Origin of the sequence: Verrucomicrobium sp. BvORR034 (genome assembly GCF_000739635.1) — a bacterium.
GTDB lineage: Bacteria > Verrucomicrobiota > Verrucomicrobiia > Verrucomicrobiales > Verrucomicrobiaceae > Verrucomicrobium.
This window is the reverse complement of record NZ_BATQ01000120.1, coordinates 40,803-58,701: the sequence shown is the minus strand read 5'-3', so window position 1 is coordinate 58,701 and position 17,899 is coordinate 40,803. Positions and strand designations below refer to the sequence as shown.

Here is a 17,899-nt window from a genome sequence, read left to right as displayed (position 1 = left end):
GGATCTCCCACGTAGTCCAGCCCACGGAGGAAGCCGGTGTTGTAGTCGATGGTCGCGAAGGCACTGCCATTGAAGTAGATGCCGCTGTCGAACAGTTCATCAGCGGGCAGGAAGAAGTCGCTGAAGCTGTAGCGGTACACATCGGTGGCCGTTACTCCGGTGAAGGCGAAGTTGCCTGCAGCCCCGATTTCCCGGGACATGGTACCGTTGAAGGTGAAGAGGCTGTTGGTGCTGTTGTTGGACTTGCTCTGGGAGATGGTGCCCAGACCGGCCTGGAAATGCACGCTGTTCGCCAGGATGGTGGCTGAGACTGCGGCACCGCCGTTGTTGTTGGCCAGCAGCGTGCTGGTGCCGGTGAAGTAGATGTCAGTGGTGGAGGGCAGGGCTTGGTTTTGGTTGGTGCGGACGTCCACGGTGCCTTGATTCAGATACAGGCCTCCGGTGAAGGTGTGGCCGCCGACTGCATTGGTGGCGCTGCTGAAGACGAGCGTCCCGGCTCCGGTCTTCACCAGAGCGATCTGGCGTCCATTCGCACCGTCGCGGATCCAACTGCCGAAGGTGTTGCTGCCGGAGGCGATGTTGACCGTAAGGGTGGTGATGCCGGGAGCGGAGGAGTTGTCGGTGACCTGGACGAGGGCGGCAGGGTTTTGCGGAGCGGTGAATCCGCCGACGGTGACGTCGTAGCCGTTCAGGTCCACGGTGGTGGTGAGGCCGGCAGTGTACTGGAGGGCCAGGATGTTGGTGGCGCTGCCCAGAGCGGTGCTGCTACCCAGCTTGAGCAGGCCGGAGGAGACGGTGTTGGTGCCCACATGGGTGTTGTTTCCCGAGAGCACCACTGTGCCGCCGTTGCCGACGGTGATGCCCCGATTCCCGCTGAGGTTGCTGGCCACGGTCAACACGCCACCTCCACCGCCGAAGAGGTAGCTGGTGCTGCCCACGGTGAGCGAACCGGAATAGGTGAGATCAGTGAGGGCCCCCAGGCTGGCGGCGGTGTAGGCGGAGAGATTGAGGTTCGAGGAGGTGCTGGTGCCGAGTGCGAGAACGAGGGCATTGGCGGTGGCGGCCACATGAGAGTCCAGCAGCGCCTGATCAATGGCAAAACCAAAGCCCAGGACAGTGCCCGCCGACACAGTGACCACACCGGTGTTCGGCAGGGAGGCCGCGTTGGCAAAGACGAGGGCTCCACCGGTGAGGAGGGTGCCACCGTTATAAGTATTGGTACCGCTGAGCACGAGTTTTCCGGTGCCTGTTTTGGTGAGGCTCCCCGCGCCGTCCACGACTCCCTGCAGGAGCAGGTTGGTATTGAGGGCCGCGTCCAAGACGGAGGCGGCGGTGAGTGTGATGCCACCCGTCACCGTGGCGGTGCCGGTTGAGTTGGCCAGCTTGCCGCCCTGGAGGTCGAAAGACTCGCCCACATTCTGGCCGGCCAGGTCCAGGGTGGCGGGGGCCTTGACCACCGTTTGGTTACCGGAACCAACAGCCCCCAGTCCGGAGGTGTGCCCCAGGCGGAGCAGACCCAGTTCCACGGTGGTGACGCCGGTGTAGGTATTGGCACCTGAAAGGATGAGGGCACCTGCCTCCCCTTTGGTGAACCCGCCGGTGCCTGAGATGATGCCGTCCACCGTGAGCTGGGAGTTCAGCGCCGTGTTGATGGAGCCTCCATTGTCCAGAGTGATGGTGCCGCCCAGGGAGTTCTCCAAGCCGGAGGTGACGGCCAGTTTACCGCCACGTAGGAGGATGTGGTTGTCAACGTCGTAGCCGGTGGTGTCGAGAGTGCCAGTCGGCCCGACCTCGATAGCGGCGGTGCCGAAGGCACTGTCGTAGCCGGCCTTGAGTGTGCCGTTGGATACCAGGATGGCGCCGCTGAAGCCGCTGTTACCGCCCGCCAGGGTGATGACATTGGCGCCTTTCTGGACGATCGTGCCGGTACCCTGGATCACGTTGGTCACGGTCAGGTTCTGGCCTGGGGCGAGGAAAAACTCCAGCCGGCCTGATGCAGCGATGGCGATGGCTCCGGTGCCGGGCTGGGAGATGCCGGTCGTGGCCCCGTCACCGAGTTGCAAGGTCCCATTGTTGAGGGAAATGCCACCGCTGAAGGTGTAGATGCCGGTCCCTGCCAGGATGAGGGTGCCGGCGCCGTTCTTGGTCAGTCCGCCAGTGCCGGCAAGTGCGCCACTGCCAGTGAAGGTGTAGGTCTTCGAGCTGTTGTCCACTGTGGTGGAAATAGGTGTGAGCTCGGTGGTCAGGTTGACGGTGGTGTTCGTCGCCAGATCATTGAAGAGCACGCTGTCTGTGCCTGCCGGCCCCTGCAGATAGGTAGTGGTGGTGCCTGCCGTGACGAGGGACCAGTTGGAAGTGGTGTTCACGTCCCAGTTGGCGCCGGAGAGGCCGGTCCACCGAGGCACGTCCACGCCAGTGATCTTGAGGTCGATCGTCTTGGTGGATGTGTTGTGGATGAGCTCAGCCAGGGTGCGGGCGGGGAGTGAGCCCAGAACAAGGTCCGTAAAGTTGCCCGTGATGGTGCTGTAGCTCAGCAGGCTGAACTGGCCGAGGGAGAGGGCGGAGCCGCTGAGATCGATCTGCGACAATGCAGCGATGCTGAATGAACCTACTTCCAAGACCGGGGCGCCGGTGGCGGGATTGGGGAGAGTGCCGAGGTCGATGACGAGCGTGCCGCCATCCAGCGTGAGGGAACTGGCCGCCAAGGAATCGCCCGTGGTGGTTAGGGCTACCGCGAGGCGGGCACCATTGTTGACAGTGAAGCCTCCACCGCCAGCGTGTTGCGTGGTGACCTGGAGGGTGCCGGCATTCACCGTGGTGAGGCCGGAATAGGTGTTGGCGGCCGTCAGCCAGACGGTGCCGGTGGTGTTCTTCACCAGATTGACTCCTGAACCAGCCAGTACGGCGCTGATCTGCCCGGACTGAACCTCATACGCGGTGGCGGTGAGGGCCGCCGTGCCGCCGGTGTTTACGATGCTGCCACTTGCGAGCGTCACAGCTCCGACATGGTTGTTGTGACCGGAGATGTCCAATGAGCCGCCATTGACCTGGACGGCTCCAGTGGGGGAGAGCAGGTCGGCCCCATCCAGTACCAGGATACCCTCATCGATCTGAGTGCCTCCGGTGTAGCTCTGCACGCCGGTGATGGTCACGGTGCCGCCTGTGGTCTTGGTGAGCTTGCCTCCGCCGAGACTGGCCGAAATGGCACCGCTCTGGGCGATGATGTCAGTCGCGGAGAGCGTTGCGGCTGCGCCGGAATTGGTGATGCTGCCGGAGGTCAGGGTGAGAGTGCCCAGGGTGTCGCTGAAGCCGTTCAAATCCAGGATGGCGCCATTGACAGTGAGGGCGTTGGTATCGGCAAAGACATGGTTGGCCCCGAAACGGACTGTCCCACCGCGCACGAGGGTGCCGCCGGTGAGGTTGACCGTGCCGGAAAGGGTAACGATGCCTGTGTCATCCGCGATGCCGAGCTGGAGGATGCGAGAGCCACCGCTCTCGCTGATGGCGCCGGCCAGGGTGCCGGTGCTCTGATAGGCGGTGATGAGGGCATCTCCACCCAGGGTGATGTTTCCTGAAACTGTGGCTCCGTTCGCCAGTCGCAGTGCCCCCAGTTTGGTGGTCTCCTGGCCCCAGCCGGTCCCGGAGAGATTAAAGCTGTTGGCATAGGTACCGGAGGCGGTGAGATAAGCCTGACCGGCGGGGTTGATGGTCTGGACAACGGTGGCGGCGGCCCCCAATGAAGTAGCCGTGCTGGCGTTGACCCGTACACCCGTGACATTGAACCCCTTGGTCATGATGTTGCTGGCCAGGACATTCAGCTCCCCGGTGCCGATGACGCTGACGTTGCCCGCCCCTTGCAAGCGGGCACTGCCCACGGTGAGGGAGTTGGCTCCCAGGTTCCAGGTTTGGTCCACATCCGCCTTGAGTCCCGCGATGATGAGGCTGCGGAGTCCGGTGTAGAGATTGAGCCCGCCTGCACCCAGCGCCACGAAGTTGGCGACCGCCGTATTGTTGATGTTGATGCCGGTGGTCAGCGTTCCCTCAACGCGCAAACCATAGTAAGTGAGCGGGGCACCCGTGCCGAAGTTCCCTGTCTGTGCGTAGATGTCGCTGATAACAAAGGTATCAGCGCTGGTGGGGAGTACTCCGCCCTCCCACGCTGCTGCCTGGGCGATCTGGGTGTTGTTGTTGGCTTTATAGACGTCTGCGGCGGGTGTGCTTCCTAGTGGGAGAAGCGACAGGATGGGCAGGGCGGCCAGGAACAGGGGACGGGACAACAATGACATGACGCTGGGAACGGGAGGGGGAGGAGAGCGATCCAGTCCTTCCCGGGCAGGGTCAGCGACGGTTTGAGGTAATTAGACAGGGGCAAGGCAGGCCGTTCCTGGGCAGGATCCGGTGGCGTGCTGCCGGCCTATTGGTCGAGGTACTTGAAGTACACCACGCGGTACTTCACCACCGGTTGGGGCGGGTTGTATGCGTCTTCCAGAGAGCTGGGTGTGTAGGTGATGGTGCCCAGGGCAGACTTGGTGTAGGCATCCATGCCCACGGGTTCCGGCCCGTCGAACTTGGGATACGTGCCGGTGGCATCCAGATCGAGCCGCTCTCCATCACCGCTGCGCTTCAGGGGCGGGGAACCCGGCAGCTGGAACAGGGTGTCGGTGGTGCCGTCTGAGGTGGTGATGTTTGACGTCTGGGTGGCGAGCCGGTCCCACTTGCCGACATTGCTGGTGTGGCCATTTCCTGGAACCCCATCGCGGCCTGGCCAGATGTAGCGCTCGATCAGGGCGTAAAAGCGCTTCTCGCCGGTGACGCGGTCACCGCTTTCAAACGTGCCGTTGTCAGTGTTGCGAGGCAGCTTCTTCACCGTCTGGGCCACTCCCCAGACGCCAAAGGTGTTGGTACGGGTGGTGAGGACGCCGGCCATGTTGCGGAGCAGGGATTCCTTTCCCCAGCGTGTGCCTGCACTGCCCTCATAGCCCGGGACGTTGGCCAGCTCTCCCACATAGTCAAAGACCTGGCTGTCTGTCTGGTAGCTGTCGATATTGTCCACCAGAGAGGTGACCTGTGAGTCCGAGCGGAGATGTTTGAAAACTGCCTCCAGCGGGAGCTTGCGGGCGGGAGGATTGAACCAGGTATTCCGCGGGTAGATGCGGGAGTTGAGATTGACCTGCCCGGCGGTGGAACTCATGTAGGAGGCGGTGGAGAAGCTGTCCGGAAGCTTCTGATCAATCTTCCACTGGTCATGCGCCATGGGATAGGTCGCGCCGAAGAGATCGAGGAGCAGCCAGTCCGGTGGGGTGTTGGTGGAGGCATTCGCGCTCAGGTCAACGGTCTGCCACGGCGTGCTGCTGCGCATGCCGGTGTGCAGCAAGGACCAGTAGCCGGGGGAGGCGACACGGCTGGTTTGCTCATATTCATCGGGACGATCGTAGGGCTCCTCGCCGATCAAGGCATCCTCGGGAGTGCGCTGCACATAGCGGAACTTGCTCTTCTCTGAGGATCCCTCATCCGGCTCGTTGGAGTTGACCTTTCCGGGGGTGCCGATGGCTCCCTCCTGACCAGGGCCGGTCATCACCCACTGGGTCGCATCGTGGCTCAAGTTGGGATCGGCGATCTGCCAGGAGACGACCTGCGGGGTGGTGGTGTTGGTCAGGTCCACCACATAGCTGGCCTGGAGTGTGTCGCTCTGGGTGAGGCCGAGCGGGATCATTTGGCGGGGGCGGTTGCTCGCGCCGGTGATGCCCTGTCCGGGACGCCACTTGACGGTGAACTGGGCTTTGCCTTGAGTGAGGGTTTTGTCAAAAATGACCGGGTCCCAGATTTTGTCCTTCTGATCCGCATTGAGGTTGGGGATTTCGCTGTCGAAGCGGGCCACCGTGTCGCTCTTGCCACCGGAGGCGTTTGCGTCGTTTCGCTGCCATTGGCTCACGTAGAACTCAGGGCTCTTCACCACCACGCGGTTGGGCACATCGGCATTCTCCCACTTGGCCCCGGCGGGGCCAATGAGCGTCCCTGCCTTGGGATAAGTGGCGAGCAGGTTCATCCAGTCGTTCTGCCATTGCTTGTCCCCGCGGGTGTCGTTGCCGTCTGTAGGGCCGAACTGCTGGGCCGCAGTCTTGCCGCCGCCGCGCACGTTGAGCTGAAAGTAGTCCATGCGGGTGGGGAAATAACTCAGATCCACGACGGGGCCGAGCGGGTGCATGTAGTACTCCACCTCGTACCAGTATTTGATGTACCGCGAGTTGGCGGTGAGGGTGCCGTTTTTGGGCGCGGGCGTGGCCTCGCAAGCCTGGGCGAACAGGCGTACTTCGGTGATGTGCGGTCCAGGGGTCTGCGGCAGCATGAGCACCACTTTGTTCGTGGTGGGGTCCTTAAGCCGCCAGTAGAAGCGCTCTGGAGCGTATCCACTCAACTCCGAGCCGTTGGGAAAGAAGATCACGCTCGTGCTGCGCATGCCCCATGCATTGCTGAAATTACCCAGATTCTTTGCGATCTGTGTGGTGCTCATGCGCGCCTGCTGCAGGATGTTCAGGGCGATCTGGTAGGTTCCCACCTCACCGTACTTCTCCACGAAGCTCCGGTTGTAGCCGGGCCATTTTCTACGGAAGTACTCCACCAACATCCGGATCTGGTTCCGGTTCACCATGTTGGCCTGATCTGAGACATAGCCGCTGGGACCGGTGATATCGGCACTGGCACCGAAGAAGCCAAGCAGTGAGTTCAGGTGCAGGATCTGATTGTCCTCCAGACGCCCCGACTCCAGCGTGCCGGCCACGAGGTCACCTTCCACGCCTTTCGGGATGACGACACCGTTGTTTGCAGACGCGTCGTAGATGAAAGGCAGCTGGAAGTTGGGGCCGGCCTCAAGGGAGAGCGGCACATAACTGGTGAAGAGCCGGGAGCGGCCAAAGGCGTTGAACTCCGGGCTGCGATTGTAAAATGTCAGGTTGAACTTGTTGGTCTCATACCAAGCGTCGGGATCGGCCACGCTGATGAAGTCCTTGATGGCCTCGGGATACCTGGCGAATCCGTTGAGAAAGGAGTGGGCCAGCAGCTTCTCATGCTGCAGGTCGGCGGCATTGCTGAACAGCACATCCAGATTCACGGACTGAGGCTTGCCCAGCGCCCACTGGGCGGGTTGGCCGTTGGCGGTGGTGGTGGTGCCTCCACGGGTGAACACAGGAGGCATGAATCCCGCTGCCACCTGGGCGTCGTAATGGGAGTCTGCGCCGGTGGCGGGCTTGCCCATGGCGGTGTTGAAGTTGAGGCGGGTGCTCTCATCATCCACCCAAAAGGCGTACCGTCCGGAGATGCGGTTGTCGTCCGCTGCAGTGCGAGAGGGATCTTGCAGGAGATTCACCCATTTCACCCGCATTTCAGGACGCGCTGAGCCACCGCCGGCTGCCGGCACAATGGCGGGAGAGGTTCTTCCCGGCAGCGGTTTATTGAGATCCACGGACTCCGCATCCCGCAGGGCACCAGGAGCAGGTGCGGTGGTGACTTCACCTGTATGAAGCGGAATGTGTTGGGGTCCTCCGTTCTCCCGCAGGATGGTGAGACGGCCTGGATTTGTCACCCAGTTCTCACCCGGTGCGGTATCAGGACCTTCCGACAACCGCGCAGGTTCTGGGATGTTGGTGCGCAGCAGATCGATCGCATGCGCTACCGCGCCCTGAGCGACGAGCTTGGTCCGTTGCGACTCCTCGTAGGCGCTGGCAGCCTGCTTTTCCGTCGTCATCGTCGAGAGGAAGCCGACCACCAGGATGGTCAACACTCCCAGGATAAACAGGGTCATGATGAGAGCAGCCCCCGACGGGTGTCGGTGGGGGCGATGGGGAAATGGCCGGGGATGCATGGCTCAGAGAGAAAATTGGCGTCGCAAGTGGAACAGGAGATGATGGAAGAACTATTTCATAGAACTAACCAGGCACAGGCGCATGGATGACCATTTGCTGCATGCCGGTCAGAGCAGGGCGCGACAAAGCTTCCGACCGCCGACAACGTGCAGGAGGCGGTCTGGCAGCATGCGGCCCTGTTCTGGTCAGGGGACCAGAATCTGGAGACGAAAATCGCTAGGTGGGATCAACAGCCCCTATGGGGCCTGGAGACAATGCTGGGAGGGGAAGGGAGCATGTGTTAGGGATGGTCCGAGGCCTTCTCATCCTTGAGATCGGTCCACCGGGAGATAGCTGATTCCATCCGCTGTCTGGATAGGGAAAGACGATGCAGCCGTGTTGGAACTGCAAAGTACACTAGTTCAGTGTGAATTGATCCTACGCGTGGTGTTGGCTTTGTCCAGAAGAATTAAACAGATTTATGGTTTTGGGTGAAAGACTGTGGAATATAGCCTTCGAAAGCCGGAATTCCGGTACGAGGAAATCGATGAGTTGTTGGGTGGTTTGACCGAGCACAGTCGGGAGTCGATCTTGGTTGCAGAGTGAAATCTCTGCCTTTTCCGGTGGACAAGGCGAAACTGCCGCCTAGGTTCAATGCACACTGGATCAGTGTGCATTGAGTTGCGCTGGCTGAGTGGACCCATCCAGATAGCGGAAGGTAAGCACCTCATCACGATACACTGATCTCCAAGCGAGAAGGGCATCGGGCCTCCCTGACTCTTTTCACTCATGATCACCCCCGGTTTCCTGATGTCATCCCATCTGATCGCCTCTGCCCTGCGGACGGTGATTTCACTCCGCGGCGAGGCCTGACCTGAACGGGTCGCGAGACTCCTGCTTTCGCACCCGGACTGTCTATTCACGTCGAAAGCGCTGGCCTGTCTTTGAAACAACATTGTGATGTCCCATTCCTCCTTTGCCCGCAAGTCTGTACCCGTTGTGCAGATCAGGGAACTGCGTCCGCCCGAAGACAACCCCTGGCATGTCAAAAGCGGGGATCCCAAGGGCAGCCCGCCTGCACCAAACTTTCAACCTCCCGAGCCTGCTTCATCTCTACTGGAGTCTCCAGATTCTTCTCCATCTCCGTCTTTGACCCCGCAATCGCCATCGCCTCCCGTGGCTGTGAGTTATTGGCGTCGGCTCGGGGGTGGATCTTTGCTCGTGAGCTTGGGCATCCATGCGGGACTGCTCACTCTGGCGGCCTTCGTCGTCAATACGCTGGTCACGGAGCGTCGCGTGGATTTTCTTCCGGGAGGCGGAAGCAAGCAGGGGGAGGAAGCCTCACGTGAGCTTGCTCACCGGGTGCAGACCAAGCGACAAAAGCACCTGCGAAACCCGGTGCAACGCCAGCGGCTTGTCAGCACCAGCGACCGGGCATCCATTGCGCTTCCAGATCTTCCGCTGGAGGCTTTGGAAATGCCGGAGTCTGGCGAGTTCCTCGGCACTCAATGGATGAAGGCTGGGGGCTTTGGCTCTCTCGGCAAAGGAGGTGGATCGGGGGTGGGAATGGGTATCGGCTCAGCCAAAGGTGTCAGTTTCTTCGGCTTCACCACGCCACTGGATCGTGTGGTCTTTATCCTGGATTTTTCGAATTCCATGAAAGCCAACCAGATGGATCTGGTCGTGGCAGAAATGGGGAAGACGCTCTCCAAGCTGCCTCCGCGCTCCCAATATCAAGTGATTCTCTTTGCAGGTGGAGCCCGGTTTGCGGGCAGTCGCTGGAAGATTGACCAACAACGAGGCGACCTTCGCAACACCTATGCCGTCCACCGTAGCCGGACGAAGTACCGGTTCTTTTCCCCCAATGGAGTGGCCAGTGACTGGGCTTTCGAAGGCAAGAATGAGGAACTTCCCTCCGATGACTGGATAGATTCCACTCCGTTGCACACGCGAGAAACCATGAAGGACCTGGAGGGCAAAGATCGCTGGTTCGGCACGGACTGGCGCTGGCCATTCAAGATGGCGCTGAACATGAGTCCTGCGCCCAAGACCATCATCTTCATGACCGATGGCACGGGCGGGGCCGACGTGGATCTCATCCTGGGCTACAACAAGGAGAAGAAGGCAAATGCCAGCATCAACACATTTCTGATGCACACCAGCTCCGGCGCTCCCGCCATGCAACGCCTGGCGCAGGAGACGGGCGGCCGCTTCCACATTGTTTTCAATGATGGCACCCCTCTGGATGGGTCGGCTTACTTTGCAAATCGAGGCAAGTATGACCAGTTGCTGCGAGAGAACAACTCGCCAACTGCGACGGCGGGGTTGTCGGCCAAGAAGTGATGGGTACCGCGAAAGGTTTGAGGACGGCGATGGCGGGTGCGAGGAAATGAGAAGAAAAGGGGTGAGTCATGTGTTGATGAAGGGGAGGGGTCGAAAAAAGAGACGAGGCCGCGCCGGGTGGATGAACCGACGCGACCCGGTTCAGAGAGGTCTTGCCTGGAGGAGTCTTTTACTTCTGCTCCACGGTGACTCTCACGATCTTGCCGGTGAAGGTGCTGGGGAGGCCGGGCTTGTAGTCGGGGGAGACGTTGGTCTCGGCATCGATGCCCACATCGGCTCCTTCATCGCCGGAGAACATGAAGGGCTGGGTCTTGGGAATCTGGGCTTCGGCGACTTTCGTGCCATCGACACTGAGAATGGATTTGCCGCCGGTGCCGGGTTTCTTCTCGTCGGGGATGAACTCGTAGTGGATGATGTGTTTGCCTGGAGCAAGCGGCGCGTCACCTCCGATGTTTGTGCGCTCAAGCGCGAAGTAGTTGTACTCGTGTCGCGGCTTGCCTTCTTTGAGGTAGAGCGTCCAACCCCCGAAGTAGCCCGCCTGGGCGATGATGACGCCGTTGCTCTGCGCACCGGTCACCTCCACCTCGGCCTCAACGGTGTGGTGTACGCCTTTTACGTTGATGAAGGCGTTCTCCAGCATGCCGATCATGCCGGGATAGACGGTGAGGGTTTTGCGTCCGTTCAGGAGATCGGGGCGGCCGGCGATGGTGGGGTTGAAGCGCTCGGAGCGGCGGTCATCTATCGGCAGGACGTGGTCAGGCCCGCCGCCAGGGCAAGGGCCAGGAACGGGATTGAGGAAAATTTCATGGATGTGAGAAGTGGCGTGTCTAGGTGCTAACATTGCGGGAGGAAGGACGGCCAGGCCGCTTTGTTTGGGGGCGAATGGTGGTTAAAGGAAATGGAGCCCGCCTACCCGCCGGCGTGCAACAGCAGGATGCGGCGGACCTCTGCAATGGCCTGCGGGTTCTGGTGGGCGTTGTGGCCGGAGGGGACGGTCAGCTCACTCTCTGCCCCGGGAAGGTAGCTGCTCCAGTAGGGCACGATGCCGTCTGAGCAGCAGGGTTTGGTCTTGTCCTTGTTCCCGCCCTTGCCCCGGTCGCCCACGATGGCGTTGTAGGGAATGCCAGGGGTTAGAGGAAACGTGTTGATGTTCATCACGAAACGGTTGTTCGGTGCGAGGGTGTCCACGCTGTTGGGGATGCGGTTGAGCTTGAGGGTGCCTTCGGGCAGCGGGGTGAGCAGGGTGAGGGCCTCTGTGCCCACAGCGAGGAGTTTGACCGGGGCCCTCACCAGACGGGAACCGATACGGCCCGCCATGCCAGAGGCCATGTCTGCCCCTCTGAGCGGAGCGGAGACGAAGATGACGCGACCGACCTCCGGGCGGTGGTTGAAGATCAATGACTCCATGAGCAGGGCCTTGTTCTCCGCGGAGACTTTCACCTCGGATGGTGGCTTGCCAAAGGTCTTGAGCCAGAGTTTGTCATCCACATCGGTGATGAGGAGGCGGCTGATGCAGCCCCCCATGCTGTGACCGATGACGACCATCTTCTTCTTCAACGGGAAGCGTTTCTGCACGGCATCCAGCTCTTTGCGCAGGATGGCGGCGGAGTAGGGGTAGGGGTAGCCGCTGGGATAACTGTAAAACCAGAACTGGTAGTGACGCCGGATCTCCTCGTTGGATCGCAGCGAGTTGATCAGCGGCGTGTAGGTGGCGGGGGAGGAGTTCAGCCCGTGGATGACGAGCACCACGGTCTTGTTGGGATCATAGGGCTGGAGCCGGGAGATGCGGGCGGTATCCGCGTATTTCTCTGGATTGAGGAGACGGGCGAGCCCCATTTTCTCCGGCTTGGTGCTCGCGAGCATGACGGCCACGGGCACGGTGAAGTCCGCGCTCATGGGGAAGTTATGCGTGCCCATGCGGACATCCTCTGTGGCGAGTGGGTCCTCAAAGGCGATCTCACAGGTGCGGCCTGAGAACCGCGCAACCGCAGTGATTCCGTAGTAGGTGCGGGGGAGGCCGAAGTTTTCCCGGGAGTCGGTGTTCTCCTTGCGGCCCACGGCTACCAGCGGCGCTCCCACGCCCTCCTTGATGGAGCGCTCTTTCACAAAGCTGCCGCCCACATCGAACTGGTCTGCGGGGGTGAAGTCATAGAGTGCGGGATTCCAGGTCTTGCGAGCATCCGGGCGGCGGGTGAGCACGAAGTCGCCGCCCTCTGCGGGCACGGTGAGCGGCTTCGTCCACGGGTCGAGCTTCGCATCCCGGATGCTGGTGAAGATGCGGGCCACGGCGAAGTTGTAGTCCTCGCGTGCGGCCTTGTCCCCAGGATGGAGCTGCAACTGCATGGAGGCGGCCTTTGCGGCGGAGAGATAGTTTCCTAAGGCCGCCATCGGCTCACGTTTGCTGCGGCGCAGGCCGTCCGTGATGCCCCGCTCCACCTCGGTGGAGGCCCCCGGGGCATTTTGGATAGACCGATAGGTGGGACGTCTCTCCCGGACCTCCGCGATGCGTACGCAACTGGAGAGCGTGGTGCAGACGAGCAGTGCGGAGAGGGGGAGGACAGGGAGATGACGTCTCATGGGCTGGGTGAGGGGTGAGCGTGGTCTTCTTCTCAGGCAATGGGGTTTCAACCCGTAACAAAGAACAGGTAGTGCTCCCAGCTCTTGATGCGCAGGAGGATCTTCCGCACGATGGAGAGGGCGTGGGCCTGCTCCATGTAGATGGCGGTAGTGGCCTGGGCGCCGACCGGGAGATTCAGCGTGGCAAGCTCCTCGTCGTATTCGAAGACGACCGGCACTCTTCCCGGGGCATAGGCGGAGGTGGCAGTGGCGAGCTGCCCGCTGGCCTGCACCTGACCCTCGGAGATGATGGGCATGACCCGCACGACCTTGGCTTTGAAGATGCGGCCCGGATAGGCCTTGAAGGCCAGCTCCGCCTCGAGTCCCGGCTTCACACCCGGGATGACCGTCTGTGGATAGGTGGCGATAAAGGTCGGCGATTCCGCTGGCACGAAGACCATCACGGGTGCGAGCGGGAGGGGGACTGCCATCTGGCCGCTGCGCAGCATGACCTGGGTGGCAAAGCCATCACTGGGGGCGCGCACGACCGTCTGCTCCAGTTCCCAACGCTTCGCATCGAGGGCGGCCATGGTTTCACGTACCTTGGGGTTGAAGCCACCGCTCTCGCTGGCGATCTCCACCCGCACTTCCTGGGCCTGGGCCTCGGCGCGTTTCAGATCTTCGCGTGAGGCCATGGTGCGGCTGCCACCGGCGCTGAGTTTTTCCTCTGCCTCGCGGAGGCTGGCCTGGGCCTGGCGCAGTTCACCTTCCGTGGTGCCGACTTGTTTCTTGCCGAAGTCGGCCTCTTCTCTAGACACCGCGCCTTTGGCCAGCAGTTCGGTCCGGCGCACGTCCTGCGTCTTCGCGTAGTCCACCTTGGCCTGCATCTCGCTCACTTTGCCGGCTGCATTCTCCACTGTTTCGCGGAGCTGCCGGTCATTGACTGATTCGGCCACGCGCAGGTTTTCCTTGGCCTGGGAGACGAGCGCTTCCGCGGCGGCGAGCTTGTTTTCAAGCTGGGCCACGCGGGTGTTCTCACCTGCCAGGGTGGCTTCGAGCCGCTGCACCTCGATTTCATAGGGCTTGGGATCGATGCGGAAGAGGATGTCACCCTTCTTAAGAGGCTGATTGGCCACGACGGGCACTTCCACCACCATGCCGCGCACCTGGGGCACGACGGGCACCGTGGTGGCATAGAGCCGACCGTCCTTGGTGGAGGGATGGAACAGCGAAAGCAGAATGGCAATGAGGAGCAGGATGCCCAGGCCGCCAAGGATGGCGGTGCACACTGTATAGGAGTTCGTCGGAACGAGCTTCCACTTCTTGAAGATGAGCCAGCAGAGCCCACCGTAAACACCGATGACGAGTTCAATCATGATTTGTCTCCTGTTTAAGCCTTGGTTGATGGGGTGGTCGCTTCCAGTTTTTGCAGCCGTTCCTCAAGCTGTTTGATGCGATCCAGTGTCGCACTGTCATGACCGGGCAGGCCGCCGCTTTCAATGGCGACGGAGAGGGGGCGGGGCTTGGCAACGGCCCAAAGGAACACGATCGGCCAGATGGCGTGCAGCGTGAAGAGGCTCAGCCAGCAGGCGACGTGGATGGCCTCGGCCTGGGGATGGTTGCGTTTTTTGGCCTGTTCGTAGGGGATGTCGTGGATGTAGATGAAGGTGTAGAAGACGAGCATCAATCCAATCAATAGGACGGCGAGGGCGAAGTAGCTCAGGAACATGGTAGCATTGGGTTGTTGTAGGAGGATGTGTGAATGAAACTTGAAATGTGGAATGTGGTCTGATGGAGGAAGAAAAGGCATCAGGTGACATGGCGGATGGCCGCGACAAGCGCGGCATCATCCACTGGCTTTAACAGATAGGCTGCGGCACCCAGCGAGCGGACACGCTCCTCTGTGCCAGGCATGTCATGGCCGGTGATGACGATGACCGGCAGGTTCACGCATCGGTCGATAAAGGTCTGGAGCACTTCGAAGCCGTTGAGGTCTGGCATGTGAAGATCCAGAATCAGGCAGCCCAGGTGACTGAATGAGAGGACTGCCAGCAGATCTGCGCTGCAGGCGTAGGCCTCGACCTGATAACCGTAGGTCGCGAGCAGACGGCTCAGAGCTTTCCGCATCTGATCCTCGTCATCCAGCACTCCCACTACTGGTCCGCCTGCTTTCATTAAGGGGCATTGTGAAGCAGGGGGGATGATGCCGCTATTGCACTTTAGTACAACATGGCGCAAATAGTTGCGGCTTCATCCGCCTGCAAGAGGCTGCCGGTGGAGTCCGGATTTTTCCGCAGCCCGGACAAGGTCGGCCACGGAATCGAGATTGAGTTTTTGCATGAGGCGGGCGCGGTGGACCTTGATGGTCTGCTCCCCGGTGCCGAGCTCGGCGGCGATCTGTTTGTTGAGCCGGCCTGCCACGACGTGCTTCATCACCTGCCGTTCACGTGGGGTGAGCCTGGCCATGCTTGTGGCCAGCGCGGCGTGGTCTGCCGCCTGCTCCAGCCCGGCCCGCACAGCACGGAGGAGGTCGGCATCATCCACGGGCTTGGTGAGGAAGTCGATCGCGCCTGCCTTGATGGCCCGCACGCTGAGGGGGATGCTGCCCCGGCCGGTGAGGAAGACGATGGGGATCAGCAAGCCATCGCGGTGAAGTTTCTCCTGCACCTCCATGCCATCGAGGTCGGGCATGGAGACATCCAGCACCAGGCACGCGGGTTCCCCGGTGCGATAGGCATCGAGAAATGCGGACATGGTGGTGAAGGGGCGCACTCTGAACCCCTCTGCGGTGAGGAGACGTTGCAGGGCCTTGAGCATCCCCGGCTCATCATCGAGCAGGTAAACCATGTCGGCTCCGGATTTGAAGGTGTCAGGACTCGTCATGAGTGTCTAGAGCGGGAAGTTCCAGATGGAAGGTCGTGCCAGAGGGAGTGCGGGTCTCTGCGGTGAGCCTGCCGCCGTGGGCGGTGGCGATGGAGCGGCAGATGGCCAGGCCCATGCCGAGGCCTTCTCTCTTGGTGGTGAAGAAGGGATCAAAAATGCGCTCCGTCTCGCCCTCGGGCAGGCCGCAACCGCGATCCTGCACGGAGAGGCGCACGAAGCCGTGCACCTGCTGCACTGCCACGCGCAGAGGGCGCTCATGGGGCGCGTTGTGGGCCATGGCATCGCAGGCATTGAGCATGAGGTTGAGGAGCACCTGCTGAAGCTGCACGGAGTCCCCAGACACGGCCGGCATCCCGCGGTCAAAGGCTCGCTCCACGGCCACTCCGCGATCGATCAAGTCACTCCGCATGAGAGCCAGGACCTCACCCGTGACCTGCTCCAGGGAGAGCGGTTGCAGGTTGGCTTCGCCGTGCTTGAGCAGGGCGCGCAGGCGCTTGATGACCTCGCCGGCCCGGCGGTCTTCCGAGACGATGTCATTCAGAATTTCACGCACTTCTGCGAGATCGGGCTGCGGCTGGGCGAGCAGGCGCTGGGCGGCCTGGGCGTTGCTTAGGACAATGGCGAGCGGTTGATTGAGCTCATGCGCGAGGGAGCCGGAGAGCTCGCCCAGAGTGGCCACCCTGGAGAGATGGGCCAGCTCATGGCGCTGGCGGGAGGTCTCTGCCTCGGCGAGCTTCAGCGCGGAGACATCGAGCGCGGAGCCGATGTAGCCGAGGAATTGGCCCTCTGTGGCGAAGCGGGGCACGCCGTTGTCCAGAAGCCAGCGGTACTGCCCGTCATGACGCCGGAGCCGGTACTCCATGAGGAAGGGTTCCCGTTTCTCAAAGGCGGTGGCGAACGCCTGCTGGCAACGGTCGAGGTCGCTGGGGTGAACGTTGTCGAGCCAGCCGTGGCCCATCTCCTGCTCCGGCGTGCGGCTGGTGAAGTCGAGCCAGCCTTTGTTGACAAACGTGCAGTGCTTCTCGGTGTCGGCCATCCAGATCATGACCGGGGCGTTGTCGGCCATGTTGCGGAAGCGGGTCTCGCTGTCGCGGACGGCGTCTTCTGCTTCTTTGCGGGCGGTCACATCGATGGCCACGCCACGCAACAGGGTGGCGCGCCCCTGGGCATCCCGCTCCACCCGCCCAGAGGCAGCGAGCCAGCGTGCGGCACCATCTGGCCGGAGCATGCGGTACTCGCTGGCGTAGGGGTCGGTGCTGTGAATGGCGCTCTGCAGGGCAGCATGCACGTGGGGGCGGTCCTCCGGGTGCAACATGTCCTCGAACTGCTGGATGGTGCAGCCAGTCTGCAATCCGGAGGCAAAGATCGCGCGGCCCGTCTCGGACAGCCAGATGCGGTCTGCGCGAATGTCCCACTCCCAGAGGACCAGTCGGGCAGAGGAGGCGGCGAGGGTAAGCCGTTCCTGGTACTGGCGCAGCTCCTGAGCGGTGCGTGCTGCCCGCAGCACCTCGTGACTCAATTCGTAACCCATCGCCATCACCATGGCCATGAAGGGCAGGCTGAAGAGGAAGGGAGCCCGGAGCACCTGAAGCGCGACCAAGGCAACCTGGACGGATGCCAGACAGACAAAGAGAACGAGGGCTCCCCCCACGACCAGGGCCCGCCGTCGCGATTCCGGCGGCCCATGCCGGAAGTGGCGGATGGAGGTGTCCGCCACATATACCATGAAGAGGAAGGAGGCCAATGGGCCGAAGGGCATCCAAGGGTTCAGCACCGCCTGATCCACCAGGGTCACCTGCTCGCCCCAGAACGTGCTTTGCTGAATGCTTTCAACAGAGCGGAAGTGCAGGCTCGATCCCGTGGTGAAGTTGAGCAGGACCGCCAGGAGCCTGGCCCCCAGCGCGGTGAACATCAACCAGGGCCGGTCCGTCTTGAAGTAGTGGTGCACAAAGGCCACGCAGCCGAAGGTGAACAGGCCCGTCGCGACATGGGCGAGCCTAGCGGCTCCTGCGAATCCCTCCGGTGTCTGGGCCTTGATGATGCCCATCTCACTGGCAGCCATGCACATGATCCCGAGCGTGGCGATCACATAGCTCAACTGCGCCCATGCGCGGGTGGTCCGGCACCAGATGGAGAGGTGCATCAGCCCGAGCGTGAGGCACGCCCCCATGCCAACCGCCCAGATCAAGGTAAGCCAGTTCATCCGTGGGGCCATTGAATGCCCGGACGTCTAGGGATGCAATGGAAAGTCGTGCGACAGATGAGGAAGGTGGCCAGTG

At 61.7% G+C, this 17,899-nt stretch carries 10 protein-coding genes; 1 reads left to right on the top strand and 9 read right to left on the bottom strand.

From position 1 onward, the window contains the following. On the bottom strand, window positions 1–4,286 hold a 4,286-nt coding region (locus BV034_RS20065), incomplete at its 3' end, for an autotransporter-associated beta strand repeat-containing protein (protein ID WP_265593227.1). Between the two features lie 128 nt (window positions 4,287–4,414). Continuing rightward, window positions 4,415–7,798, bottom strand: coding sequence for a hypothetical protein (locus BV034_RS20060; RefSeq protein ID WP_050028766.1), 3,384 nt, complete (start codon window positions 7,796–7,798; stop codon window positions 4,415–4,417). Window positions 7,799–8,798: 1,000 nt separating this feature from the next. On the opposite strand from BV034_RS20060, the gene BV034_RS20055 reads away from it, so the two are divergent. Continuing rightward, complete coding sequence (locus tag BV034_RS20055) at window positions 8,799–10,181, top strand: vWA domain-containing protein (RefSeq protein ID WP_265593226.1); 1,383 nt, start codon at window positions 8,799–8,801, stop codon at window positions 10,179–10,181. 169 nt (window positions 10,182–10,350) lie between these two features. Here BV034_RS20055 and BV034_RS20050 read toward each other — a convergent pair whose 3' ends face one another. From BV034_RS20050 to BV034_RS20020, 7 genes are all read right to left on the bottom strand, one after another. Next, window positions 10,351–11,022 (bottom strand): hypothetical protein, encoded by a 672-nt coding sequence (locus BV034_RS20050; protein WP_050028764.1) that lies wholly within the window; start codon window positions 11,020–11,022, stop codon window positions 10,351–10,353. Window positions 11,023–11,090: 68 nt separating this feature from the next. Then, window positions 11,091–12,758: an alpha/beta fold hydrolase gene (locus tag BV034_RS20045; RefSeq protein ID WP_050028763.1), complete on the bottom strand. Its 1,668-nt coding sequence runs from the start codon at window positions 12,756–12,758 to the stop codon at window positions 11,091–11,093. A gap of 47 nt (window positions 12,759–12,805) precedes the next feature. Beyond that, on the bottom strand, window positions 12,806–14,113 hold the full coding sequence (locus tag BV034_RS20040) for an HlyD family secretion protein (protein WP_050028762.1): 1,308 nt from the start codon (window positions 14,111–14,113) through the stop codon (window positions 12,806–12,808). 14 nt (window positions 14,114–14,127) lie between these two features. Next, the gene (locus tag BV034_RS20035) at window positions 14,128–14,466 is read right to left on the bottom strand and encodes a DUF3302 domain-containing protein (RefSeq protein ID WP_050028761.1); all 339 of its coding nucleotides are present in this window, start codon (window positions 14,464–14,466) and stop codon (window positions 14,128–14,130) included. An 80-nt stretch (window positions 14,467–14,546) separates the two neighbouring features. Further along, window positions 14,547–14,912 carry a response regulator gene (locus BV034_RS20030; RefSeq protein ID WP_050028760.1) on the bottom strand — a complete coding sequence of 122 codons (366 nt, stop codon included), beginning with the start codon at window positions 14,910–14,912 and terminating at the stop codon, window positions 14,547–14,549. Window positions 14,913–14,987: 75 nt separating this feature from the next. Continuing rightward, window positions 14,988–15,620 (bottom strand): response regulator, encoded by a 633-nt coding sequence (locus BV034_RS20025; protein ID WP_063768844.1) that lies wholly within the window; start codon window positions 15,618–15,620, stop codon window positions 14,988–14,990. Further along, window positions 15,607–17,823: a PAS domain-containing protein gene (locus BV034_RS20020; RefSeq protein WP_050028759.1), complete on the bottom strand. Its 2,217-nt coding sequence runs from the start codon at window positions 17,821–17,823 to the stop codon at window positions 15,607–15,609. The genes BV034_RS20025 and BV034_RS20020 overlap by 14 nt, the downstream gene beginning before the upstream one ends. Window positions 17,824–17,899 lie beyond the last annotated feature (76 nt).

Bases quoted from the DNA above. Each gene is read 5' to 3' on its own strand.
- BV034_RS20050 (WP_050028764.1), bottom strand. From the start codon at position 11,022: ATGTTAGCACCTAGACACGCCACTTCTCACATCCATGAAATTTTCCTC.
- BV034_RS20045 (WP_050028763.1), bottom strand. From the start codon at position 12,758: ATGAGACGTCATCTCCCTGTCCTCCCCCTCTCCGCACTGCTCGTCTGC.
- BV034_RS20025 (WP_063768844.1), bottom strand. From the start codon at position 15,620: ATGACGAGTCCTGACACCTTCAAATCCGGAGCCGACATGGTTTACCTG.
- BV034_RS20035 (WP_050028761.1), bottom strand. From the start codon at position 14,466: ATGTTCCTGAGCTACTTCGCCCTCGCCGTCCTATTGATTGGATTGATG.
- BV034_RS20055 (WP_265593226.1), top strand. From the start codon at position 8,799: ATGTCCCATTCCTCCTTTGCCCGCAAGTCTGTACCCGTTGTGCAGATC.
- BV034_RS20020 (WP_050028759.1), bottom strand. From the start codon at position 17,823: ATGAACTGGCTTACCTTGATCTGGGCGGTTGGCATGGGGGCGTGCCTC.
- BV034_RS20040 (WP_050028762.1), bottom strand. From the start codon at position 14,113: ATGATTGAACTCGTCATCGGTGTTTACGGTGGGCTCTGCTGGCTCATC.
- BV034_RS20030 (WP_050028760.1), bottom strand. From the start codon at position 14,912: ATGAAAGCAGGCGGACCAGTAGTGGGAGTGCTGGATGACGAGGATCAG.
- BV034_RS20060 (WP_050028766.1), bottom strand. From the start codon at position 7,798: ATGACCCTGTTTATCCTGGGAGTGTTGACCATCCTGGTGGTCGGCTTC.